Genomic DNA, 20,376 nt, shown 5'->3' on the forward strand with positions numbered 1-20,376 from the left:
TGTGGCCGGCGTAAACCGTTATAAGGAAGCGCCGGCGAGCAGCGGCAGCGCCGCCAGCGTGGCGAGGCCCAGGCTCGCGTGCAGCCAGGCGAGGCGGCGGTAGCCGCGTGCGGCGTCTTGCGGGCTGAGTGCGGCGACGATGAACGGCCGGCCGTCGGCGGGGGCGGCCAGGTGCAGGCTGACCGGGATTGCCGCGAGTTCGCGGTGCTGGCGGTCGACGTCGCGGGCGACCGCGTCGCGCGCGGCGTCCCATTCGGTAAGGTCCAGCTCGCGGTTGCCGTCGGCGTCGAAACGCGCGAGTGCTGCCGGGTCGCGCTTGAGCGCCTCCAGCGCGGCCTTGAAGTCGGCGTCGCGCTCGGCGCGGGTCGGCGCGCCGCCGATGGCCGACACTTCGCCCAGTGCGTAGAGCGGGTCGCCGTCGGCGATCCAGGTCTCGTCGATGCGCCAGCCGTCTTCCACCCAGCTTCGCCGGTGGCGCGCGCGAACCTCGGCGCGCTCGGGCTCGATCACCACCTCGCCGCCGTCCTCGCCGACGAGCAAAAAACTCTCGGCCGAAGTGGTGCCTTGGTCTGCGTGGCCGGTCAGCGGGCGCCGGCCCGGCCCTTGCCAGACGCGCCGGTAGCCGAACCACAGGCAGGGGCGGCCGCTGATGGCCGAGGTCAGCGGCGCGCGCGGGTGGGCGCGCGCGGTGCCGTAGAGTTCGCAGTAGCCGAGCGCCACGCTCGCGGCGCGCGCGGTTGGCGTATCGGCGACGGCGCGGTAGCGGCGGTACGCCCATTGCCAATAAAAGAGGGCGAACAGCGCACAGGCGGCTTGCCACAGGGCGGGTGGCAGGAAGGGCAGCCGCCACGCACCGTACAGCAGCACGGGGTAGGCGGCGAGGCTCGCATAACGGTGCGCGAGCGCGTCGTGGCCGCCGGGCAGCTTAACGCTGGAAAAGGGCGGCAATATCGACATCGGCCTTCTCGCGCGCGGCGAAGGTCAGCGGCGGCGCGGGGGTGAAGCCCAACGCCTGCGCGATGAGGGTGTCGGGGAAGGTCTCGATGCGCACGTTGAGGTTGTTGACCGCCTCGTTGTAGAGTTCGCGCCTGTCGGCGATCGCGTCCTCCAGGCGGCTGATGCGCGCCGAGAGTTCGCCGAAGCGCGCGTCGGCGGAGAGTTCGGGGTAGGCTTCGGCGACTGCCCAGACTTGTGCGAGCAGGCCGCGTAGCTGCTCCTCGAGCGCGCCGATGCGGGGGACGTCGTTCTTGGCGCGCGCATCGCGGACCGCGCTCCTGGCTTCCATCACCCGGGTCAGCGTGTCCTGCTCGAAGCGCGCGTACTGCTGGCAGACGGCGACCAGCTTGGGCAGTTCGTCGTGGCGCTGTTTGAGCAGCACGTCGATGTTCGCCCAGCTCTTTTTGACCTCGTGGCGCAGGCGCACCAGGCCGTTGTAGAGCGCGATCAGGTATAGCAGCGCAAGGCCGAGCGCGGTGGCGATGATCCATTTAGTCATGGCGTCTCTCCTGAGGTGGCCAGACAATGATGATGTCCTTACTTGGGGGCGTCAACGTCCGGAAAGACAACGATGAAAGCAACCCTGAATATCGTCGGCGGCGGCCGGCTGGGCACGACGCTCGGCGCGCTCGCGCATGCCTCGGGCCGCTACCGCGTCGGCGCGGTGCTGTGCCGCGAGCGGGCGCACGCCGAAGCCGCCGTCGCGCTGATCGGCGACGGCGTGCCGCTGTGCGAGCTTGCCGCGCTGCCGCCGGCCGCGCTGACGCTGATCGCGGTGCCCGACGCCGCGATCGCGCCGGTGGCTGCGCAACTGGCGGCGGCCGGCGTGCTGCCGGCGGGGGCAGTCGCCTTTCACGCCAGCGGCGCGGGCGAGGCGAGCCTGCTCGCACCATTGGCGGCGCAGGGCGTGCACTGTGCGAGCCTGCACCCGGCGTTTTCCTTTGCCGACCCGGCACGCGCGCGAGAGCGCTTCGCCGGTACGCTGTGCGCGTTCGAGGGCGATGCGGCGGCGCAAGCGCCGCTTTACGCCTTTGCGCGCGCGGTCGGCGGCGAGCCGTTCGCGCTCGCGCCCGGCGGCAAGGCGGCGTACCACGCGGCGCTGTCGGTCGCGTCCAATTATCTGGTCTCGCTGCTGGACCTGGCGACCCGTGTCGCTGCAGAGGGCGGCGTCGACGCAGGTGCCGCCGCGCGGCTGGTCGGCTCGCTGATGCAGCAGACGCTGGACAACGCGCGAGCGCTGGGGCCTGTGGCGGCGCTGACCGGGCCGATCGCGCGCGGGGATGATGGCACCGTCGCGCGGCATCTGGCGGTGCTCGCGGGGGAGGACGCGGTGGCCTACCGCACGCTGGGGCGGCTGACGCTTGCGTTGGCATCCGCGCCGGACGCCGCGCAGCGCGACAGGCTAACGGCACTGTTGGCGGATCAGGCGGGGACGGCAAACACCTGACGCAGGTAGGCGAGGAAGGTCGGGTCGACCGGCAGGGTCTTGCCCGGGCTGTCGGAGAGCTTGGCGACCGGTTGGCCGTTGCAACGAGTGAGCTTGAGCACGATGGAGAGCGGCGTCAGCCCCAGGTCGTTGCTCAGGTGGGTGCCGACGCCGAAGCTCGTCTGCGCGCGGCCGGCGAAGTAGCGGTACAGCGCGAGCACCTTGCCGGTGTCGAGCGCGTCGCTGAAGACCAGCATCTTGCCGCGCGGGTCTATTTTCAGCGATTGGTAATGCGCGATCGCCTTCTCGCCCCAGGCAAACGGGTCGCCGCTGTCGTGGCGCAGGCCGTCGAACAGCTTGGCGAAGTAGAGGTCGAAGTCGGTAAGAAAGGCGTCCATGCCGACCACGTCGGTCAGCGCGATGCCCAAGTCCCCCCGGTATTCCTGCACCCAGGTCTCCAGCGCCGCCTTCTGGAAGTCGCGCAGGCGCACGCCCAGCGCCTGGAAGGCCTGCATGAATTCGTGCGCCATGGTACCGATCGGCGTCAGCCCGAGTTCGCGGGCGAGCGCGACGTTGCTGGTGCCGCGAAACGCCTCGGGCAGTTGGTGTGCGAGCGTGGCCACCACCTCGTGCTGCCAGTCGCGCGCGAAGCGGCGGCGGGTGCCGAAGTCGGACAGCAGCAAGGGGTAGCCGTCTTCGACGCCGCCCCCGTCGATAAAGGCGCGCAGCTGCGAGACCTTGTGAGAAAGCCTGCGCCGCCCCTCGGCGCGTACCTCCGGGCCATCGTCCTCGCGGAAATACAGCTCATTCACGATGGCGAGCACGAAGATCTCGAAGAACATCGCCTGGATCATCGGCCCGGCGATCTCCAACTTCAGCGTGTCGCCATCGGTCGAGACCCGCACGAAGCGGCGCTGCAGGTGGAAAAGTTCGAGATAGTCGACGAAGTCGGGCTTGATGTAGCGCAGCGAACGCAGGTAGGCGAGCTCGTCCGCGCTAAAGCGCAGCCGGCACAGCGCGTCGAGTTCGGCCTCGAGCGCGTCGCGCAGGCGCGCGAGCGGCCGGGTGGGCGCCTTGCGGCAGATCAGCGCGTACTCGCCGTGCGCGGCGGGGAAGTGGTGCAGCACCGCCTGCAGCATGGTGAACTTGTAGAGGTCGGTGTCGAGCAGCGAAACGATGATGGGCGGGCGCATCGGAGTGGGGCACGGGTTGCGGGCGCCCCACTATGCGCCCGCAGCCGCGCGCGCGGCAAGGTCAGCCGCCGGCGTAGACGACGAAGATCGCCGGGCGCTTGTGCAGGTTGGGCGCTTCGGCCGGCCAATTCTTGACGGGGTGGCTGACGATGGTCTGCGTCGGCAGGGTGAGGTCGCAGGCGACGGCGAGGCGGGTGGCGGGAGACAGCGTCTGGCGCAGTTGTTCGAGTAGCGCGTTGTTGCGGTACGGCGTCTCGATGAACACCTGCGTCTCGTCGAACTGGCGCGAGCGCGCCTCGAGCGCGCGGATTGCCGCGCCGCGCTCGGTCGTGTCGACCGGCAGGTAGCCCGCGAACGCGAAGCGCTGGCCGTTGGCGCCGGACGCCATTAGCGCGAGCAGGATGGACGAGGGGCCGATCAGCGGCTCGACGCGCACGCCGCGCGCGTGCGCGAGCGCGACCAGCGCGGCGCCGGGGTCGGCCACCGCCGGCGTGCCGGCTTCAGACACCAGACCGACGTCGTGGCCGGCCAATAGTGGCTCGAGCAGCGCGGCGACTTCGCCGGGCGCGGTGTGCTCGTTGAGCGTGGCAAGGGTAAGCTCGCGGATCGGCGTGGTCACGCCCAGCGCCTTCAGGTGGCGGCGCGCGGTCTTCTCCGCCTCGACGACGAAATGGGTGAGGTGGGTGACGCGCGCGCGCTCAGGCTCGGGCAGCCACGCGGTGTTTTCGTCGCCCAGCGGGGTCGGGATCAGATAGAGGGTGCCGGCCATCACAGGATCTCCACGCCTTCGTTCATCAACATGTCGGTGAGCGCAAAGAGCGGCACGCCGATCAGCGCGTTGGGGTCGGTCGACTCGATGCGCGCGATCAGGGCGCCGCCCAGGCCTTCGCTCATCGCCGCGCCCGCGCAGTAAAGCGCGTCCGGTTCGCGTTTGAGGTAGTTGCGGATCGCCGCCTCGCCAAGATCGCGCATGGTGACGCGGGTGAGGTCGGTGTGTTCCTGTACGCGCGCGCTTCGCGGGTTGTAGAGCGCGATCGCGGTGTGAAATTCCAGCGTGCGCCCGGCGGTCGCGCGCAGCATGGCGACCGCGTCCTCGAAGTCCTTGGGTTTGCCAAGCTGCCGGCCGTCCAAGAGCGCGACCTGGTCGCCGCCGATGATCAGTGCGTCGGGGTGGCTGGCGCCGAGCGATTCGGCCTTGGTGCGCGCGAGGCGGCGCGCGGTGTCGGCGGCGTGCTCGTTTTCCAGCGGCGTCTCGTCGCAGACGGGCGCCGCGCAAATCAGGTTCAGGCCGAGCCGTTCGACGATTTCGCGGCGAAAGCGCGAGGTCGAGGCGAGGACGATGGCAGGCTGCATGTTATCGCTTGATTGCTTTGACAAATCCGGGGCCGCGATTATATCATCCTGCGTTTATGTCCAACCCTATTTTGATCGATCCGAATGCGTTCTGCCGCGAAGGCCGGACGTTAAACGGTCGCCGCCCGATCGCCGAGCTTGACGGACGCGTGCTGGAGAACCTGGCCGACGCTTCCGGCGAGGTCAGTTTCTCGGCCGAGGGTTTCGTCGACAGCCTGCGCCGCCCGTCGCTGAGGCTGACGGTGGAGACGACGGTCAACGTCGTCTGCCAGCGTTGCCTCGAGCCGATGCCGCTGCAGGTTGAGAGCGACGCCGTGCTGACTTTCTTCTGGAACGAGGAGAAGCTGGCCGCGGCGTGCGAAACCGACGAGACACTCGACGCCGTGATGGCCGAAGAGATGCTCGACGTGATGGCGATGGTCGAAGACGAGATCATCATGGGCCTGCCTTTGTCGCCCAGGCACGATGCCTGCGGCGGCGAACTGCTGGAGAAGGTCAAGTCGGACAAACCCAACCCGTTTGCCGTGCTCGCCCAACTTAAGCAGCGCAAGCCCGATTAGTTGAATTTTTTAGGAGTCAATCATGGCCGTTCAGCAGAACAAAAAATCCCCGTCCAAGCGTGGCATGCACCGCGCACACGACTTCCTGACCGCTCCGGCACTGGCTGTCGAGCCGACCACCGGCGAGCGTCATCTGCGTCACCACATCAGCCCGAACGGCTTCTACCGCGGCCGTCAGGTTGTGAAGGCCAAGGGCGAGTAATCGTCCGCCAAGCTTTCCCTTCCTGCCATACCAACAAGGTAGCCAACTACCGAAGACGCTGATGAGTATCACCGTAGCGGTGGACGCGATGGGTGGCGATGTCGGTCTCGACGTCACCATCCCCGCGTCCATCCGGTTTCTTCAAGACCATCCCGAACACAGACTGATCCTCGTAGGGGACCTGCCGGCCATCGAAGCCAGGCTGTCCGCCTTGAGTGCCGACGCGCGCGCGCGCATCGAGCTTGTACATGCGACCCAGGTGGTCGGCATGGACGAGCCGCCGCAGCTGGCCCTCAAGAATAAGAAGGATTCGTCGATGCGGGTGGCGATCAACCAGGTCAAGGAAGGCCGGGCGCAAGCCTGCGTCTCCGCCGGCAACACCGGCGCCCTGATGGCCACCGCCCGTTTCGTCCTCAAGACGCTGCCCGGTATCGACCGGCCCGCGATCGCCAAGCTGATGCCGACCGTGAAGGGGACGAGCTGCGTGCTCGACCTGGGCGCCAACGTCGACTGCACCCCCGAGCAGCTGTTGCAGTTCGGCATCATGGGTGCCGAGCTGGTCGGCAGCCTGACGCGGCGCGAACGCCCGACCGTCGGCCTGCTCAATATCGGCAGCGAAGACATCAAGGGCAACGAGACCGTCAAGCAGGCAGGCGAGCTGCTGCGCGGCTCGGCGCTCAACTTCTACGGCAATATCGAAGGTGACGACATCTACCGGGGTACCGTCGATGTCGTCGTCTGCGACGGCTTTACCGGAAACGTGGCGCTCAAGACTTCCGAGGGGCTGGCGCACATGGTTTCCGTATTCCTGCGCGAGGAGTTCACCCGTACCTGGTGGACCCGCCTCTGTGCGCTCGCCGCGCTGCCGGTGCTCAGGCACTTCAAGGCGCGGGTCGACACCCGCCGCTATAACGGCGCGAGCCTGTTGGGGCTGCGCGGCATCGTCGTCAAGAGCCACGGCGGCACCGACGCGCTGGGATTCCGTTTCGCGCTGGAGCAGGCTTGCGAGGAAGTCGACTCCAACGTGATTGGTCACATCGCCGACCAGGTCGCGCTGCAACTAGAAAAAATACAGCGCGCCGCGGTCGAACCGAGCACGACGCCCGAAACCCTATGACTTTTTCCCGCATTCTCGGCACCGGCAGCTACCTGCCGTCCAAGGTGCTGACCAATGCGATGCTGGCGGAACAGGTGGAGACGTCCGACGAATGGATCGTCTCCCGCACCGGTATCCGCGAGCGTCGCGTCGCCGCACCCGACCAGAAAACCAGCGACCTCGCGCTCGAAGCGGCCCGCGCCGCGCTTGACAACGCCGGGGTCGAAGCCGGCGAGATCGATCTGATCATCGTCGCTACCACCACACCTGACATGGTGTTCCCAAGCACCGCCTGCCTGCTGCAGGAGAAGCTCGGCGTGCACGGCTGCCCGGCGTTCGACGTGCAGGCGGTGTGCGCGGGCTTCATGTACGGCCTCGTCACCGCCGACGCGTATATCCGCAGCGGCATGGCGAAGAAGGCGTTGATCGTCGGTGCCGAGGTGCTCACCCGCATCCTCGACTGGGACGACCGGCGCACCTGCGTGCTGTTCGGCGACGGCGCCGGCGCGGTGGTGCTCGGCGCGTCCGACACCCCGGGCATCCGCCACGCCAAGCTCGCCGCCGACGGCCGCTACAAGGACATCCTGAACACGCCGGCGCAGATTTCCGGCGGCAAGATCCAGGGCATTCCCTACCTGTTCATGGACGGCCCGGCCGTGTTCAAGTTCGCCGTGAAGGCGCTGGCCGACATCGCCACCCAGACGCTGGCCGAAGCCGGCGTCGACAAGGGCGAGGTCGACTGGCTGGTGCCGCACCAGGCCAACCTGCGCATCATCGAGTCGACCGCCAAGCACCTGAAGCTGCCGATGGAAAGGGTGATCGTTACCCTGCCCGAGCAGGGCAACACCTCGGCCGCGTCAATCCCGCTCGCGCTCGACACCGCGGTGCGCGACGGGCGCATCCAGCGCGGCCAGACCGTGATGCTCGAGGGCATCGGCGGCGGTTTCGCGTGGGGCGCCGTGCTGCTGACTTTCTGAAGCCTGCGACAGACTTTATCAAGGGGGTATAGCTGTGGCTTTTGCATTCGTGTTTCCCGGCCAGGGCTCGCAGAGCCTGGGCATGATGAACGGTTTCGACGGCCTGCCGGTCGTCCGCCACACCTTCGACGAGGCATCCGAGGCGCTGGGCACCGACCTGTGGGCGATGCTTGACGCGGAATCCGCCGACGCGATCAACGCGACCGTCAACACCCAGCCGATCATGCTGGCCGCCGGCGTCGCCACCTATCTTGCGTGGCAGGAACTGGGCGGCGTGCAGCCGGCCGCGGTCGCCGGCCATAGCCTGGGCGAGTACACCGCGCTGGTGTGCGCGGGGGCCTTGCCGTTCGCCGAGGCGGTCCGCCTGGTGCGCGTGCGTGCCGAGGCGATGCAGGACGCGGTGCCGGCCGGTGTCGGCGCGATGGCCGCGATCCTCGGCCTGTCCGACGAGGACATCCGCGCCGCGTGCATGGAGGCGGCCGCCGGCGAGGTGGTCGAGCCGGTCAACTTCAATTCGCCGGGCCAGGTGGTGATCGCCGGCAACAAGGCCGCGGTCGAACGCGCGATGGCGCTGTGCAAGGACAGGGGCGCCAAGCGCGCGCTGCCGCTGCCGGTGTCGGTGCCTTCGCACTGCGCACTGATGCGCCCGGCCGCTGACAAGCTCGCCGCCGCGCTGGACGCCGTGCATATCAACCCGCCGGCCATCCCGGTGCTGCACAACGCCGACGTCGCCGCGTACAGCGATCCGGCCGCGATCCGCGACGCGCTGACCCGCCAGCTCTTCAGCCCGGTGCGCTGGACCGAGACGGTGCAGAAGCTCGCCGCCGACGGCCTGCCGCTGATGGCCGAGTGCGGCCCGGGCAAGGTGCTCGCGGGTCTTGGCAAGCGCATCGACGCGTCGGTGCGCTGCCTCGCGCTGACCGACCGTGCCGCGCTGGAAGCCGCGCGCGCCGAACTCGTCTGATTCGACAGGAGAGAGACATGAGCTTGCAAGGCAAGATTGCGCTGGTGACCGGCGCTTCGCGCGGCATCGGCGCCGCCATCGCCGACACGCTGGCGCGCGAGGGCGCGACGGTGATCGGCACCGCGACCAGCGAAGCTGGCGCGGTCGCGATCAGCGAGCGCCTGGCGCCGCTGGGCGGCTTCGGCATGGAGCTGAACGTCACCGCCGACAACGCGATCGAGAACCTGATCGAAGCGATCGAGAAGCAGCACGGCCCGGTCGCCATCCTCGTCAACAACGCGGGCATCACCCGCGACGGCCTGTTGATGCGGATGAAGGACGAGGACTGGGACGCGATCATGGACACCAACCTCAGGTCGGTGTTCAAGGCGTCCAAGGCGGTGCTGCGCGGCATGATGAAGGCGCGCGCCGGCCGCATCGTCAACATCGCGTCGGTGGTCGGCGTGATGGGGAACGCGGGCCAGGCCAACTACGCGGCCGCCAAGGCGGGCATCATCGGCTTTACCAAGTCAATGGCGCGCGAGGTCGGCAGCCGCGGCATCACCGTCAACTGCGTGGCGCCGGGCTTTATCGACACCGACATGACGCGTGCGCTGCCCGAGGCGCAGCGCGACGCGCTGGTCGGCCAGATCGCGCTGGGCCGCCTGGGCGCGGCGCAGGATATCGCCGACGCGGTCGCCTTCCTGGCGTCCGACAAGGCGGCGTATATTACCGGCCAGACCCTGAACGTCAACGGTGGTATGCTCATGCCCTAATGCCGTTGTCACGGCCGGCAAAATTTTTAGTTGGGCTACTCTAATTTTTTTTTGTAGAATGCTCGGGTTTGGTTATCCCGAAACAGAAAGGCGAAGGGTTACAAATGGAAAATATCGAAGCGCGCGTCAAGAAGATCGTCGCTGAGCAACTGGGCGTGAACGAAGCCGAAGTGAAGACCGAGTCTTCCTTCGTCGACGACCTGGGCGCTGACTCCCTTGACACCGTGGAACTGGTGATGGCCCTCGAAGAAGAATTCGAGTGCGAGATTCCGGACGAAGATGCCGAGAAGATCACCACCGTTCAGCAGGCGATCGACTACGTCAACGCCCACCTGAACAAGTAATCCCCGCTTCCCGGATTACCGAGGCCTCTGCCGGTGCGGCTTGTCCGTGTCGCAGAGGTCTTTCAGTTTCTGCCGTCCAAACGCGTGTTTGACCGCCGGGCGGCAACACGGCCGCGCGCTGAGCGGCCCTTCCTTCAGAATCATGGAGACACCTGTGTCAAAACGCAGAGTCGTAGTCACCGGCCTCGGGCATGTCGCCCCGGTCGGCAACGATGTCGCCAGCGGCTGGGCCAATCTCCTGGCCGGCAAGAGCGGCATCTCCCGCATCACCCGTTTCGACGCGTCCGACCTCGCCTGCCAGATCGCCGGCGAAGTCCGCGATTTCGACGTGACGCAGTTCATCCCGGCCAAGGAAGCGCGCCGGATGGACAGCTTCATCCACTACGGCGTCGTCGCCGCCTTGCAGGCGATCGCCGACGCGGGACTTGACGACGTCGCCGGCCTCGACAAGACGCGGGTCGGCGTCAACATCGGTTCCGGCATCGGCGGCCTGCCGCTGATCGAGGACACCGGCGTCGCGCTGCAGGAAGGCGGCCCGCGCAAGATCGGCCCGTTCTTCATCCCGGGTTCGCTGATCAACATGATCGCCGGCCACGTGTCGATCATGAAGGGTTACCAGGGGCCGAGCTACGGCATCGTCTCCGCGTGCACCACCGGCGCGCACTGCATCGGCGACGCCGCGCGGGTGATCCAGTACGGTGACGCCGACGTGATGGTTGCCGGCGGCGCCGAATGCGCGATCGCCCGACTGGGCATCGGCGGCTTCGCCGCGATGAAGGCGCTATCGACCCGCAACGACGACCCGGCGACCGCCTCGCGGCCGTGGGACAAGGGCCGCGACGGCTTCGTGATGGGCGAGGGCGCCGGCGTGCTGGTGCTCGAGGAATACGAACACGCCGTCAAGCGCGGCGCGACCATCTACGCGGAACTCGCCGGTTTCGGCATGAGCTCGGACGCGCACCACATCACCGCGCCAAACGCCGAGGGCCCGGCCCGCGGCGTGGCCAACGCGCTGCGCGACGCGCGCATCAACGCGGACGAAGTGGACTACGTCAACGCGCACGGCACGTCGACCCCGCTGGGCGACGCCAACGAGACCAACGCGCTGAAGATCGCCTTCGGCGAGCACGCCAGGAAACTGGTGGTCAACTCGACCAAGTCGATGACCGGCCACCTGCTGGGCGGCGCCGGCGGCGTCGAGGCGCTGTATTCGGTGCTGGCGATTCACCACCAGGTATCGCCGCCGACCATCAACCTGTTCGAGCAGGACATCGAAGGCGGTTGCGACCTCGACTACGTCGCCAACACCGCGCGCGAGATGAAGATCGACGTCGCGATCTCCAACTCCTTCGGCTTCGGCGGCACCAACGGTACGCTGGTGTTCCGCAAGATCTGAACCGGCGAGGCTTGACGACACAAACCGCTGCGATACACTCGCGGCGGTTTTCTTTTGTCCGGTTCCATGCCGCCATGCCCGTCCACCTGCTGCCTGCCGCGCCCGACCTGATCGCGCTGCAGGCGTCCGACCCCGCCCGTTTTCCCGCCTTGTTGCAGTCATCCGCCGATGCGGGTTGGGACCTCCTGTTCGCCCTGCCTGAAGAGCGCCGAGTCTACGGTGCGCCCGATGGTGCTGCCTTCGTCAGCGACCTGCGCGCGCTTTCGTGCACGGGGCCGGCACCGGAGGCTGGCCTGCCGTTCGGCGGCGGCTGGGTCGCCTACCTGGGTTATGAGCTGCTGACCGAGTTCGAGCCCAAGGTCGCGCCGGCGCTGCCCGACGACTTCCCGCTGGGGGCGCTTATGCGGGTGCCGGCGGCCATCGAGGTAAACCGCGCCAGCGGCGAGGCGTGGCTGTTCGCCGAGACCGACGCGCAACTGGACGCGCTCGCCGAGTTGCTGGCTACGGGCGGCGCGTTCGACGCGCGGCCGGTGACGCTTCAGGCCCTACTCGAAGACGAGCCGAGCCGTTACACCGACGCGGTGGTGCGTATCAAGGACTACATCCGTGAAGGCGACGTGTTCCAGGTCAATATCTCGCGCGGCTGGCGGGCGGAACTGGCGGGCGACGTACGCCCGTCCGACGTGTTTGCCGCGCTGCGCCGCGCCAACCCGGCGCCTTTTTCGGCGCTGATGGACCTGGGCGACGCGCAGATCGTCAGCTCGTCGCCCGAGCGCCTAGTAGAAGTACGCGACGGCTGGATCAACACCCGCCCGATCGCCGGCACCCACCCGCGCGCCGCCGACGCGGCGGAGGACGCCGCGCTGAAGGCGCGGCTGATCGCGAGCACCAAGGAGCGCGCCGAGCACGTGATGCTGGTCGACCTCGAACGCAACGACCTGGGCCGCGTCTGCGAGCCGGGGACGGTCGAGGTGAGCGAACTGATGGCGGTGGCGAGCTACGCCTACGTCCACCATATCGAGTCGACCGTGCGCGGACGGCTGCGCGCGGGCGTCCACCCGGCCGACGTGCTGCGCGCGCTGTTCCCCGGCGGCACCATCACCGGCTGCCCCAAGGTGCGTACCATGCAGATCATCCGCGAGCTCGAGCGTGACGCGCGGCGTGCGTACACCGGCAGCCTCGGCTACATAAACCGGGACGGCACCATGGACTTCAACATTCTGATCCGCACCATCATGCAGCAGGGGCAGACGCTGCGCTTCCGGGCGGGCGGCGGCATCGTCGCCGACTCCGACCCGGCGCGCGAACTGGAGGAGACCCGCCACAAGGCGCGCGGCCTGCTGCGCGCGCTGGGTGTGGCGCTCGCCTGATGGCGGTGCGTGTCAACGGCCGCGCGGCCGACACGATAGCCGTCGCCGACCGCGGCCTTGCCTACGGCGACGGCATCTTCCGTACCGTCGAGCTTCTGGACGGCGTGCCGCGCTTGTGGCGCTGGCACTGGCAGCGCTTCGCGGCCGACTGTGCACAGCTTGCGCTGCCATTGCCGGACGAAGGCCTGATGCTGGCCGAACTTGCGCACGCGGCGGAGGGCTTGCCGCGCGCGGTGGCCAAGCTCACGCTGACCCGCGGCGTAGGCGCGCGCGGCTACGCGATGGCTCTGGATGTCACGCCGACGCTGGTCGTCACCGCGTCGCCGTGGGCTGGCTACCCGGCGGAACTCGCCGCCGACGGGGTGCGCGCGCGCTGGTGTGCGCTCAGGCTCGCGCGCCAGCCACGCTTGGCCGGCGCCAAGCACCTGAACCGGCTGGAGAACGTGTTCGCACGCTCGGAGTGGTCCGACCCCGACATCCGCGAGGGGTTGCTGCTCGACAGCGAAGGCTGGGTGGTCGAGGGGACGATGATGAACCTGGTGCTGGTGTCGGGGGGGCGGGTGCTGACGCCCGTGCTCGATGCATGCGGGGTCAGCGGCGCGCTGCGCGCGTGGCTCGCCGACTGGCTACCGACGCAGGGCCTCGTGCTGGAGGAGGTGCGGCTGAGTCCCGACGATGTGCTGGCCGCGGACGAGGTATGGCTCGTCAACTCGCTGGCCGGCGTGTGGCCGGTCGTCCGCCTCGACGAGCGGTGCTGGCAGGCCTTCCCGTTGGCCCGCCGTGCGCAGGCGGCGCTTGCCTCAGCCTGAGCCGGGGTAGGGCGCGAACCACTCGTGGTGGCGCGCGCCCAGCCGCCCGGCAAGCTTGGCTTCCTCCAATGCCTCGGCCAGCGCAGCGTCGAACGCGCGCGGGTCGGAGAGTCCCTCGTAGACTTCCATCCAGGTTTCGCCCTTGGCATCGTGCCTCGCGAGCAATTGCACGCGCACGCTGTGTTGCTTGGCGAGCACAGCCTGCAGCGCGCGCACCTCGTGCGCCAGCGCGGTCGATGGCACCGGCGGCCGGTAGTACACGTACAGGCTCGCCTTGCTGTCTTGCTCCAGTAATTCGCTTATCATGTTGCCTCGTGCCGGCCGGATGGGCCGGGTTCAGGGTAAGGGGAGGGTGGCAGTGCAGGCAAGCATCGACACGCTGGTGGTGGTCGGCGTCGGGCTGATCGGCGGATCGTTTGCGCTGGCGTTGCGGCGCGCCGGCCGCGTGCGCCACGTGATCGGTGTCGGCCGCTCGCTCGCCAACATGCAGCGCGCGCTCGAACTGGGGGTGGTCGACGAGGTCAGCACCGAGCTGGGGGCCGCCTGTGCGCGGGCGGATATGGTGCTGCTTGCAACGCCGGTCGGGCAGATGGGTGCCTTGTTCGGCGCGATGGCGCCTAAGCTTCCCGCACATACCATCGTCACCGACGCGGGCAGCACCAAGGGCGACGTCGCGCTGTTGATGCGCGAGCACCTGCCTGAGCATCTGGCGCGTTGCGTGCCGGCGCACCCGATCGCCGGTTCCGACCTCTCCGGCGCCGCCGCCGCGCAGTTCGGCCTGTACGAAGGGCGGCGCGTGGTGCTCACCCCCTTGCCGGAATCCGACGACGACGCGGTGGCTACGGTGCGCGCGCTGTGGCAGGCCTGCGGCGCCGACGTACACGAGATGGCCGCGCACGAGCACGACAGCGTGTTCGCCAGCGTGAGCCACTTGCCGCACCTGTTGGCGTTCGCGTATGTGGAGAGGATTGTTGCGCGGGCGGACGCCGAGCGCCGCTTCGACTTCGCGGCGACCGGCTTTCGCGACTTCACCCGCATCGCGGGCTCGCACCCGGAGATGTGGCGCGACATCGCGCTGGCCAACCGCGACGCCCTGCTCGGTGAACTCGACGACTACATGGCTGGGCTCAACCGCTTGCGCAGCCAGTTGGCCGAGGCCGACGGCGAGGCGATGCAGCACACCTTCGAGCGGGCGCGCGACGCGCGCAACCGCTGGTACCAGCGTTTCTTGCGCGGCCAGTAGTCAGTCGGGCCGTTCGCGCCCGGCCATGCGGGTCAGCGTGTCGTCGTGCAACCGCCAGTGGTGCCACAGCGCAGCGGCGATATGCAGCACGGCCAGCCAGAACACGGTGCCACCCAGCGTGCCGTGAATTTCCTTCAGCTTGTGCGACAGCGCGTCGTCGACGCCAAAGAGTTGCGGCAGCGACAGGCCGAAGAAGTGCACGGTCGCGTCGCCCGCCTGCAGCGACCACAGCCCGAACAGCGGTGTGATCAGCAACAGCGCGTACAGCGTCCAGTGGGTGACGTGCGCGAGCAGCATGTCGAGCTTCTTGGGCGGCGGGCTGGTTTCGGGTAGGCGGCTGCCTAGCCGCCACACGAGCCGCGGCACGGTCAGCAGGAAGACCAGAATGCCGAAGCTGATGTGCCACTGCCAGATCTCGACGCGCGCCTCGGATTGCTTGTCGAAGAGTTCGCGCACCTGCGTCATCGCGAGGACGACCAAGAGGGCGGCGAAAGTCAGCCAGTGAAAGGCGCGGGCGACGGTCCCGTAGCTGCGGCGGCTATTGAAGAGCATGGCGTGCTTTCCTGTTTTATCCAATTAGCCTTACCAGTAAAGCAGCCCGCCCACCGTTTCGTTTCAGCTTTTTGCGAGGCTGGCACGGATCACGCCGGCCTTGTCGGCCTCCTGCCAGTGTGCCGGTTTGACGAGCTTGCCCTGCGCGTTGCGTCCTGCTGCGCACTTGGCGAGGTTGGCCGCGTGGATCGCGTCGAACATCGCCTCCAGCGGCAGCCCCTGCGCGATCAGCAGGCCGGAGACGACGTTGAGCACGTCGACGCCTTCCGCGCACAGCCCGGCTTGCGCCTGCAAGAGCGCGTCGGCGTCGCGGGTATCGACCCCGCGGTACGCGGCGAGCGCTCGGGAAAACTCGCCAAGCTCCTCGGCGAGCATGGCCTCCCATTGCGCGAGTGCCGCTGGGTCGTGCAGAGGGTGCGCCGGGATCGGGTCGCCCGCCTCGCGCATCAGGGCGCGCCGCTTGCCGAAGAAGTCGCTCATCGCGCGGGCGTGCCCGCCTTCTGGGTAAGCTTGGCAAGCGCGTCGAAGTAGCCGGGGAAGGTCTTGCCGACGCAGGCGGGGTCGTTGATGACGATGGGCGTGCCCAGCAGCGAGACCAGCGAGAAGCACATCGCCATGCGATGGTCGTCGTAGGTGTCGATCACGGCGTTCGGCGTCAGCGTCGCGGGCGGGGTGACGCGGATATAGTCCCGGCCTTCCTCGACCGTTGCGCCGACCTTGCGCAGCTCGGTCGCCATCGCGCTTAAGCGGTCGGTCTCCTTGACGCGCCAGCTCTCGATATTGCGGAGGGTGGTCGTGCCTTTGGCGGCCAGCGCCGCCAGCGCGATGGTCATCGCCGCGTCCGGGATATGGTTGAGGTCGACGTCGATGGCGGTCAGCGGCCCGTTCGCCTCGGCCTCGATCCAGTTCTCGCCCATGCGGATGGTCGCACCCATTGCCTCGAGCACTTCGGCAAAGCGCACGTCGCCCTGGATGCTGCCCTGGCCGACTCCTTCCACGCGCACCGGCCCGCCGGCAATGGCGCCGGCGGCGAGGAAGTACGACGCGCTGGAGGCGTCGCCCTCGACGTGGATCACGCCGGGGCTCTTGTAGATTTGGCCGGCGGCGATATGGAAGCGCTGCCAGCCGTCGCGGCTGACGGTCACGCCAAAGCGCGCCATCAGCTTGAGCGTGATCTCGATATACGGCTTGGAGATCAGCTCGCCGACCACCTCGACGGTCGCCGCCTGCCCGGTCAGGGGCAGCGCCATCAGCAAGGCGGTCAGGAACTGGCTGGAGACGTTGCCGCGGATCGGGATCACCGCCCCGGTCTTGACGGTGGCCGGCGCGATCGACAAGGGCGGGTAGCCGGGCACGCCCTCGTAGCGGATCGCCGCGCCGGCACCGGCGAGCGCGTCAACCAGGTCGCCGATCGGACGTTCGTGCATGCGCGGCACGCCGGACAGGCGGTAGTGGCCGTCCATCAGCGCGAGCGCAGCGGTCAGCGGGCGGAAGGCGGTGCCGGCGTTACCGAGGAACAGGTCGGCTTCGCGCGCGGGAAAGCGCCCGCCCGACCCGCTCACCACGAAGTCGCGGCTGTCGCCCTCGCGGCGCACGCCTACCCCGAGCGTCTTGAGTGCCTCGAGCATGCGGCTGACGTCGTCGGCGTCCAACAGGCCGCAGACGCGGGTGTCGCCGGCTGACAATGCCGCGAGCAGCAAGGTGCGGTTGGAGATGCTTTTCGAGCCGGGCAGGGGGAGGCAGCCGCTGGCGCGGGTGGAGGGGGGCAGGGCGAGTTGTTCCATGGTTGGCCTTGGTCGTTGGGGCAGCCCGGCACCTTAACTGCCTGAGCTATCTGGAAAATGTGGCTTTACGGGTCGGCGCTGGGCTAGAATCCGCGCTTTCGGTTAAGTCTGGCCGGGCGTTGCACGCGCGCGGCCGCAGGAAAGAAATTAAACGACATGACGATTGCTGTCATCACCATCGACGGCCCTTCTGCCTCCGGCAAGGGCACCGTCGCTGCCCGCGTCGCCCGGCTGCTGGGCTTTGCCTACCTCGACTCGGGCGCGCTCTACCGGCTGACCGCGCTGCACGCGAAACGCAGCAGCGTCAGCTGGAACGACGAGGAAGCCGTCGCCGCGCTCGCGCGCGCGCTGCCGGCCGAGTTCCGCGACGACGCGGTGTTCCTGGCGGGCGAGTTCGTCGAAGCCGAGATCCGCAGCGAAGAGATCGGCATGGGCGCCTCGGCGATCGCCGCCTTGCCGGCGGTGCGCGCCGCGCTGCTCGAGCGCCAGCGCGCGTACCGTCAGGCGCCGGGTCTTGTCACAGACGGACGTGACATGGGTTCGGTGGTTTTCCCCGACGCGACGCTCAAGGTGTTCCTGACCGCGGGCGCCGACGTGCGTGCCGACCGCCGCTATAAACAGTTGATAAGCAAGGGAGATTCTGCTAACCTCCCGCGGATTCTGCAGGACATCCACGAGCGTGACGCGCGTGACGCGGCCCGCACCGTGGCGCCCCTGCGGCAGGAGCCGGATGCCCGACTCCTCGATACCAGCGACATGACTGTCGAACAGGCGGTCGAATCCGTGCTCGCGTGGTACCGGGAAGCCTCGGCCTCCGGCCATTGATTTTTTGCAGGACCCGTCCGGCGCTGCCGGGCGTTTTTGATCAACCCTAACCCCGCATGCCGCAAGGCATGCACGTGTGAGTATTCTTACATGACTACCCTCGAAATGAACTTTGCCCAACTGTTCGAAGAATCCCTGGCGCTCCAGGAAATGCGCGTTGGCGAAGTGATCACTGCTGAAGTCGTCGGCATTGATTCCAACTTTGTAACCGTGAACGCCGGCCTCAAGTCCGAGTCCCTGGTTCCGGTCGAAGAATTCAAGAACGATAACGGCGAAGTCGAAGTCAAGATCGGTGACTTCGTGACCGTCGCGATCGACGCTATCGAAAACGGTTTCGGCGAAACCAAGCTGTCCCGCGAGAAGGCCAAGCGCCTGGCCGCCTGGATCGAGCTGGAAGAAGCCCTGGAAGCCGGCAAGATCCTGTCCGGCGTGATCAGCGGCAAGGTGAAGGGTGGTCTGACCGTGATGGTCAACGGCATCCGCGCCTTCCTGCCGGGTTCCCTCGTCGACGTGCGTCCGGTCAAGGACACCACCCCGTACGAAGGCAAGCAAGTCGAATTCAAGGTCATCAAGCTCGACCGCAAGCGCAACAACGTCGTTGTTTCGCGCCGCGCCGTGCTGGAAGAGACCCTGGGCGAAGAGCGCAAGGCGCTGCTGGAAACCCTGCGCGAAGGCGTCGTGGTCAAGGGCATCGTCAAGAACATCACCGACTACGGTGCGTTCGTTGACCTGGGCGGCATCGACGGCCTGCTGCACATCACCGACCTGGCATGGCGCCGCGTCAAGCACCCGTCCGAGGTGCTGGCCGTTGGCGACGAAGTCGAAGCCAAGGTCCTCAAGTTCGACCAGGAAAAGAACCGCGTCTCGCTGGGCCTCAAGCAGCTGGGCGAAGATCCGTGGGTCGGCCTGTCGCGTCGCTACCCGTCCGGTACCCGCCTGTTCGGCAAGGTGACCAACCTGACCGACTACGGCGCGTTCGTCGAGATCGAACAGGGTATCGAAGGCTTGGTACACGTGTCCGAGATGGACTGGACCAACAAGAACGTTCACCCGTCCAAGGTGGTTCAGGTGGGCGACGAAGTCGAAGTCATGATCCTCGAGATCGACGAAGACCGCCGCCGCATCTCGCTGGGCATGAAGCAGTGCATGGCCAACCCGTGGGAAGAGTTCGAGCAGAACTACAAGAAGGGCGACAAGATCAGCGGCGCCATCAAGTCGATCACCGACTTCGGCGTGTTTGTCGGCCTGCCGGGCGGCATCGACGGTCTGGTTCACCTGTCCGACCTGTCCTGGACCGAAGCCAGCGAAGAAGCTGTGCGCAAGTTCAAGAAGGGTGACGAGGTCGAGGCAGTTGTCCTGTCGATCGACGTCGAGAAGGAACGCATCTCGCTGGGCATCAAGCAGCTGGAAGGCGATCCGTTCAACAACTTCGTCGCGATGAACGACAAGGGCGCCCTGGTCAAGGGTACCGTCAAGACCATCGACGCCAAGGGTGCCGTGATTGCCCTGGACAACGAAGTCGAAGGCTACCTGCGCGCTTCCGAAGTTTCGCGTGACCGTGTCGAAGACATGCGCACCGTGATGAAGGAAGGTGACGAAGTCGAAGCGCTGATCATCGGCGTGGACCGCAAGTCCCGTTCGATCAGCCTGTCGATCAAGGCCAAGGACGCCGCTGAGGAAACCGCAGCAATGCGCAGCCTGAGCACCGCTTCCGACGCCAACGTCAGCGCCGGCACCACCAGCCTGGGCGCGCTGCTCAAGGCGAAGCTGTCGGGCGGCAACAACGAATAAGTTGCGCCATGACCAAGTCTGAGCTGATTGCGAAGCTGTCCGAACGTTATCCTCAGTTGGTCGCCAAAGACGCTGAGCTGGCCGTCAAAACCATTCTGGATGCGATGGCCGGCAGCCTGGCACAGGGACAGCGGATCGAAATCCGCGGTTTCGGCAGTTTCGATTTGAACTACCGTCCGCCGCGGATCGGCCGCAACCCGAAGTCGGGCACCAGCGTCGCCGTTCCTGAGAAATACGTGCCTCATTTCAAGGCAGGCAAGGAATTGCGCGAGCGGGTCGACCTTGTCCCCAGTGGGGACTGAGCCGTTCGGTCGCTTATCAAACAAGACGCTGTCCATCCGGGCAGCGTTTTTTGTTGCCCGCCGTGGGCGCTCGCCGCCGTTTCGTTTAAACTTCGGGCCTTGAACCGTCGCGAGAGGGCACCATGCGCTATATCGTCCGTCTGCTCGAAGTCGTCCTGCTGCTGGTGCTGGTTGCCGTCACCGTGCAGAACAGCGCCATTGTGGAGTTCAAGCTGTTCTTCGGACACGCGTTCCAGGCGCCGCTGATCCTGTTCCTGCTGATCTTCTTCGTCGCCGGCGCGGCCATCGGCCTGCTTTCGACCTTTTCCTACTATCTGCGCGTCCGCCGCGAGCTGTCGCAGCTGAAAAAAGAGCTGCGTACCCGGCCTGCCGGGCGCGTCGACGCCGACCCCAGCGACGCGCTGGCGGACTGAGGCGTCTTTTTGACTGACCGGGGTT

At 67.4% G+C, this 20,376-nt stretch carries 25 protein-coding genes; 16 read left to right on the top strand and 9 right to left on the bottom strand.

Annotated features, from left to right (window positions below; translation table 11 throughout):
• Positions 1 to 18: 18 nt before the first annotated feature.
• Positions 19 to 957 carry a hypothetical protein gene (locus GZH52_RS05035; RefSeq protein WP_239058016.1) on the bottom strand — a complete coding sequence of 313 codons (939 nt, stop codon included), beginning with the start codon at positions 955 to 957 and terminating at the stop codon, positions 19 to 21.
• A complete protein-coding gene (locus tag GZH52_RS05040) occupies positions 926 to 1,495 on the bottom strand; it encodes a LemA family protein (protein WP_163315393.1) in 570 nt (189 codons plus the stop codon). The genes GZH52_RS05035 and GZH52_RS05040 overlap by 32 nt, the downstream gene beginning before the upstream one ends.
• Positions 1,496 to 1,567: 72 nt before the next feature.
• On the opposite strand from GZH52_RS05040, the gene GZH52_RS05045 reads away from it, so the two are divergent.
• A complete protein-coding gene (locus tag GZH52_RS05045; protein WP_163315394.1) occupies positions 1,568 to 2,443 on the top strand; it encodes a Rossmann-like and DUF2520 domain-containing protein in 876 nt (291 codons plus the stop codon).
• Here the strand turns inward: GZH52_RS05045 and pncB are convergent.
• The 3 genes from pncB to GZH52_RS05060 all read right to left on the bottom strand — a co-directional run bounded on the left by pncB (position 2,419) and on the right by GZH52_RS05060 (position 4,968).
• Entirely contained in the window at positions 2,419 to 3,615 is a 1,197-nt protein-coding gene (gene pncB / locus GZH52_RS05050; protein ID WP_163315395.1) for a nicotinate phosphoribosyltransferase, read from the bottom strand. The genes GZH52_RS05045 and pncB overlap by 25 nt on opposite strands.
• Positions 3,616 to 3,676: 61 nt before the next feature.
• Positions 3,677 to 4,384, bottom strand: coding sequence for an SAM-dependent methyltransferase (locus tag GZH52_RS05055; protein WP_163315396.1), 708 nt, complete (start codon positions 4,382 to 4,384; stop codon positions 3,677 to 3,679).
• Positions 4,384 to 4,968 carry a Maf family protein gene (locus tag GZH52_RS05060; protein WP_163315397.1) on the bottom strand — a complete coding sequence of 195 codons (585 nt, stop codon included), beginning with the start codon at positions 4,966 to 4,968 and terminating at the stop codon, positions 4,384 to 4,386. The genes GZH52_RS05055 and GZH52_RS05060 overlap by 1 nt, the downstream gene beginning before the upstream one ends.
• 56 nt (positions 4,969 to 5,024) lie before the next feature.
• On the opposite strand from GZH52_RS05060, the gene GZH52_RS05065 reads away from it, so the two are divergent.
• The 10 genes from GZH52_RS05065 (at position 5,025) to pabC (ending at position 13,441) form a co-directional block, all read left to right on the top strand.
• Entirely contained in the window at positions 5,025 to 5,528 is a 504-nt protein-coding gene (locus GZH52_RS05065) for a YceD family protein (protein ID WP_163315398.1), read from the top strand.
• A gap of 22 nt (positions 5,529 to 5,550) precedes the next feature.
• The gene (gene rpmF / locus GZH52_RS05070; protein WP_136553184.1) at positions 5,551 to 5,730 is read left to right on the top strand and encodes a 50S ribosomal protein L32; all 180 of its coding nucleotides are present in this window, start codon (positions 5,551 to 5,553) and stop codon (positions 5,728 to 5,730) included.
• Between the two features lie 61 nt (positions 5,731 to 5,791).
• Positions 5,792 to 6,847, top strand: coding sequence for a phosphate acyltransferase PlsX (gene plsX, locus GZH52_RS05075; RefSeq protein ID WP_163315399.1), 1,056 nt, complete (start codon positions 5,792 to 5,794; stop codon positions 6,845 to 6,847).
• Entirely contained in the window at positions 6,844 to 7,803 is a 960-nt protein-coding gene (locus GZH52_RS05080) for a beta-ketoacyl-ACP synthase III (protein WP_163315400.1), read from the top strand. The genes plsX and GZH52_RS05080 overlap by 4 nt, the downstream gene beginning before the upstream one ends.
• 34 nt (positions 7,804 to 7,837) lie before the next feature.
• Positions 7,838 to 8,767, top strand: a complete 930-nt coding sequence (fabD, locus tag GZH52_RS05085) for an ACP S-malonyltransferase (RefSeq protein ID WP_163315401.1) — start codon at positions 7,838 to 7,840, stop codon at positions 8,765 to 8,767.
• Positions 8,768 to 8,784: 17 nt separating this feature from the next.
• A complete protein-coding gene (fabG, locus tag GZH52_RS05090) occupies positions 8,785 to 9,522 on the top strand; it encodes a 3-oxoacyl-ACP reductase FabG (protein WP_163315402.1) in 738 nt (245 codons plus the stop codon).
• Positions 9,523 to 9,626: 104 nt separating this feature from the next.
• A complete protein-coding gene (gene acpP, locus GZH52_RS05095; protein WP_136553194.1) occupies positions 9,627 to 9,866 on the top strand; it encodes an acyl carrier protein in 240 nt (79 codons plus the stop codon).
• A 154-nt stretch (positions 9,867 to 10,020) separates the two neighbouring features.
• A complete protein-coding gene (gene fabF, locus GZH52_RS05100; RefSeq protein ID WP_163315403.1) occupies positions 10,021 to 11,262 on the top strand; it encodes a beta-ketoacyl-ACP synthase II in 1,242 nt (413 codons plus the stop codon).
• Between the two features lie 74 nt (positions 11,263 to 11,336).
• On the top strand, positions 11,337 to 12,632 hold the full coding sequence (locus tag GZH52_RS05105; RefSeq protein WP_163315404.1) for an aminodeoxychorismate synthase component I: 1,296 nt from the start codon (positions 11,337 to 11,339) through the stop codon (positions 12,630 to 12,632).
• A complete protein-coding gene (pabC, locus tag GZH52_RS05110; protein ID WP_163315405.1) occupies positions 12,632 to 13,441 on the top strand; it encodes an aminodeoxychorismate lyase in 810 nt (269 codons plus the stop codon). Before GZH52_RS05105 ends, pabC begins: the two co-directional genes overlap by 1 nt.
• On the opposite strand, the gene GZH52_RS05115 is transcribed toward pabC, so the two are convergent.
• A complete protein-coding gene (locus tag GZH52_RS05115) occupies positions 13,433 to 13,747 on the bottom strand; it encodes a DUF4936 family protein (RefSeq protein ID WP_163315406.1) in 315 nt (104 codons plus the stop codon). The two genes, pabC and GZH52_RS05115, sit on opposite strands and share 9 nt — an antisense overlap.
• 52 nt (positions 13,748 to 13,799) lie before the next feature.
• On the opposite strand from GZH52_RS05115, the gene GZH52_RS05120 reads away from it, so the two are divergent.
• On the top strand, positions 13,800 to 14,684 hold the full coding sequence (locus tag GZH52_RS05120; protein WP_163315407.1) for a prephenate dehydrogenase/arogenate dehydrogenase family protein: 885 nt from the start codon (positions 13,800 to 13,802) through the stop codon (positions 14,682 to 14,684).
• Here GZH52_RS05120 and GZH52_RS05125 read toward each other — a convergent pair whose 3' ends face one another.
• From GZH52_RS05125 to aroA, 3 genes are all read right to left on the bottom strand, one after another.
• Positions 14,685 to 15,236 (bottom strand): cytochrome b, encoded by a 552-nt coding sequence (locus GZH52_RS05125; RefSeq protein ID WP_163315408.1) that lies wholly within the window; start codon positions 15,234 to 15,236, stop codon positions 14,685 to 14,687.
• 63 nt (positions 15,237 to 15,299) lie between these two features.
• Positions 15,300 to 15,716 (bottom strand): nucleoside triphosphate pyrophosphohydrolase family protein, encoded by a 417-nt coding sequence (locus GZH52_RS05130; RefSeq protein ID WP_163315409.1) that lies wholly within the window; start codon positions 15,714 to 15,716, stop codon positions 15,300 to 15,302.
• Complete coding sequence (gene aroA, locus GZH52_RS05135; RefSeq protein WP_163315410.1) at positions 15,713 to 17,020, bottom strand: 3-phosphoshikimate 1-carboxyvinyltransferase; 1,308 nt, start codon at positions 17,018 to 17,020, stop codon at positions 15,713 to 15,715. Before aroA ends, GZH52_RS05130 begins: the two co-directional genes overlap by 4 nt.
• A gap of 156 nt (positions 17,021 to 17,176) precedes the next feature.
• Between aroA and cmk the strand changes: the two genes are divergently transcribed.
• The 4 genes from cmk (at position 17,177) to GZH52_RS05155 (ending at position 20,351) form a co-directional block, all read left to right on the top strand.
• A complete protein-coding gene (gene cmk, locus GZH52_RS05140) occupies positions 17,177 to 17,845 on the top strand; it encodes a (d)CMP kinase (RefSeq protein ID WP_163315411.1) in 669 nt (222 codons plus the stop codon).
• A gap of 90 nt (positions 17,846 to 17,935) precedes the next feature.
• The gene (rpsA, locus tag GZH52_RS05145; RefSeq protein WP_163315412.1) at positions 17,936 to 19,636 is read left to right on the top strand and encodes a 30S ribosomal protein S1; all 1,701 of its coding nucleotides are present in this window, start codon (positions 17,936 to 17,938) and stop codon (positions 19,634 to 19,636) included.
• Between the two features lie 8 nt (positions 19,637 to 19,644).
• Positions 19,645 to 19,938 (top strand): integration host factor subunit beta, encoded by a 294-nt coding sequence (locus GZH52_RS05150; RefSeq protein ID WP_136553218.1) that lies wholly within the window; start codon positions 19,645 to 19,647, stop codon positions 19,936 to 19,938.
• A 122-nt stretch (positions 19,939 to 20,060) separates the two neighbouring features.
• Complete coding sequence (locus GZH52_RS05155) at positions 20,061 to 20,351, top strand: LapA family protein (protein ID WP_163315413.1); 291 nt, start codon at positions 20,061 to 20,063, stop codon at positions 20,349 to 20,351.
• The last annotated feature ends 25 nt before the right edge of the window (positions 20,352 to 20,376 follow it).

This window comes from Crenobacter caeni (assembly GCF_010435965.1).
GTDB lineage: Bacteria > Pseudomonadota > Gammaproteobacteria > Burkholderiales > Chromobacteriaceae > Craterilacuibacter > Craterilacuibacter caeni.

Coding starts and splice junctions, on each gene's coding strand:
- GZH52_RS05035 (WP_239058016.1), bottom strand. CDS start 957: ATGTCGATATTGCCGCCCTTTTCCAGCGTTAAGCTGCCCGGCGGCCAC.
- GZH52_RS05040 (WP_163315393.1), bottom strand. CDS start 1,495: ATGACTAAATGGATCATCGCCACCGCGCTCGGCCTTGCGCTGCTATAC.
- GZH52_RS05045 (WP_163315394.1), top strand. CDS start 1,568: ATGAAAGCAACCCTGAATATCGTCGGCGGCGGCCGGCTGGGCACGACG.
- pncB (WP_163315395.1), bottom strand. CDS start 3,615: ATGCGCCCGCCCATCATCGTTTCGCTGCTCGACACCGACCTCTACAAG.
- GZH52_RS05055 (WP_163315396.1), bottom strand. CDS start 4,384: ATGGCCGGCACCCTCTATCTGATCCCGACCCCGCTGGGCGACGAAAAC.
- GZH52_RS05060 (WP_163315397.1), bottom strand. CDS start 4,968: ATGCAGCCTGCCATCGTCCTCGCCTCGACCTCGCGCTTTCGCCGCGAA.
- GZH52_RS05065 (WP_163315398.1), top strand. CDS start 5,025: ATGTCCAACCCTATTTTGATCGATCCGAATGCGTTCTGCCGCGAAGGC.
- rpmF (WP_136553184.1), top strand. CDS start 5,551: ATGGCCGTTCAGCAGAACAAAAAATCCCCGTCCAAGCGTGGCATGCAC.
- plsX (WP_163315399.1), top strand. CDS start 5,792: ATGAGTATCACCGTAGCGGTGGACGCGATGGGTGGCGATGTCGGTCTC.
- GZH52_RS05080 (WP_163315400.1), top strand. CDS start 6,844: ATGACTTTTTCCCGCATTCTCGGCACCGGCAGCTACCTGCCGTCCAAG.
- fabG (WP_163315402.1), top strand. CDS start 8,785: ATGAGCTTGCAAGGCAAGATTGCGCTGGTGACCGGCGCTTCGCGCGGC.
- acpP (WP_136553194.1), top strand. CDS start 9,627: ATGGAAAATATCGAAGCGCGCGTCAAGAAGATCGTCGCTGAGCAACTG.
- GZH52_RS05105 (WP_163315404.1), top strand. CDS start 11,337: ATGCCCGTCCACCTGCTGCCTGCCGCGCCCGACCTGATCGCGCTGCAG.
- pabC (WP_163315405.1), top strand. CDS start 12,632: ATGGCGGTGCGTGTCAACGGCCGCGCGGCCGACACGATAGCCGTCGCC.
- GZH52_RS05115 (WP_163315406.1), bottom strand. CDS start 13,747: ATGATAAGCGAATTACTGGAGCAAGACAGCAAGGCGAGCCTGTACGTG.
- GZH52_RS05125 (WP_163315408.1), bottom strand. CDS start 15,236: ATGCTCTTCAATAGCCGCCGCAGCTACGGGACCGTCGCCCGCGCCTTT.
- GZH52_RS05130 (WP_163315409.1), bottom strand. CDS start 15,716: ATGAGCGACTTCTTCGGCAAGCGGCGCGCCCTGATGCGCGAGGCGGGC.
- aroA (WP_163315410.1), bottom strand. CDS start 17,020: ATGGAACAACTCGCCCTGCCCCCCTCCACCCGCGCCAGCGGCTGCCTC.
- cmk (WP_163315411.1), top strand. CDS start 17,177: ATGACGATTGCTGTCATCACCATCGACGGCCCTTCTGCCTCCGGCAAG.
- rpsA (WP_163315412.1), top strand. CDS start 17,936: ATGACTACCCTCGAAATGAACTTTGCCCAACTGTTCGAAGAATCCCTG.
- GZH52_RS05150 (WP_136553218.1), top strand. CDS start 19,645: ATGACCAAGTCTGAGCTGATTGCGAAGCTGTCCGAACGTTATCCTCAG.
- GZH52_RS05155 (WP_163315413.1), top strand. CDS start 20,061: ATGCGCTATATCGTCCGTCTGCTCGAAGTCGTCCTGCTGCTGGTGCTG.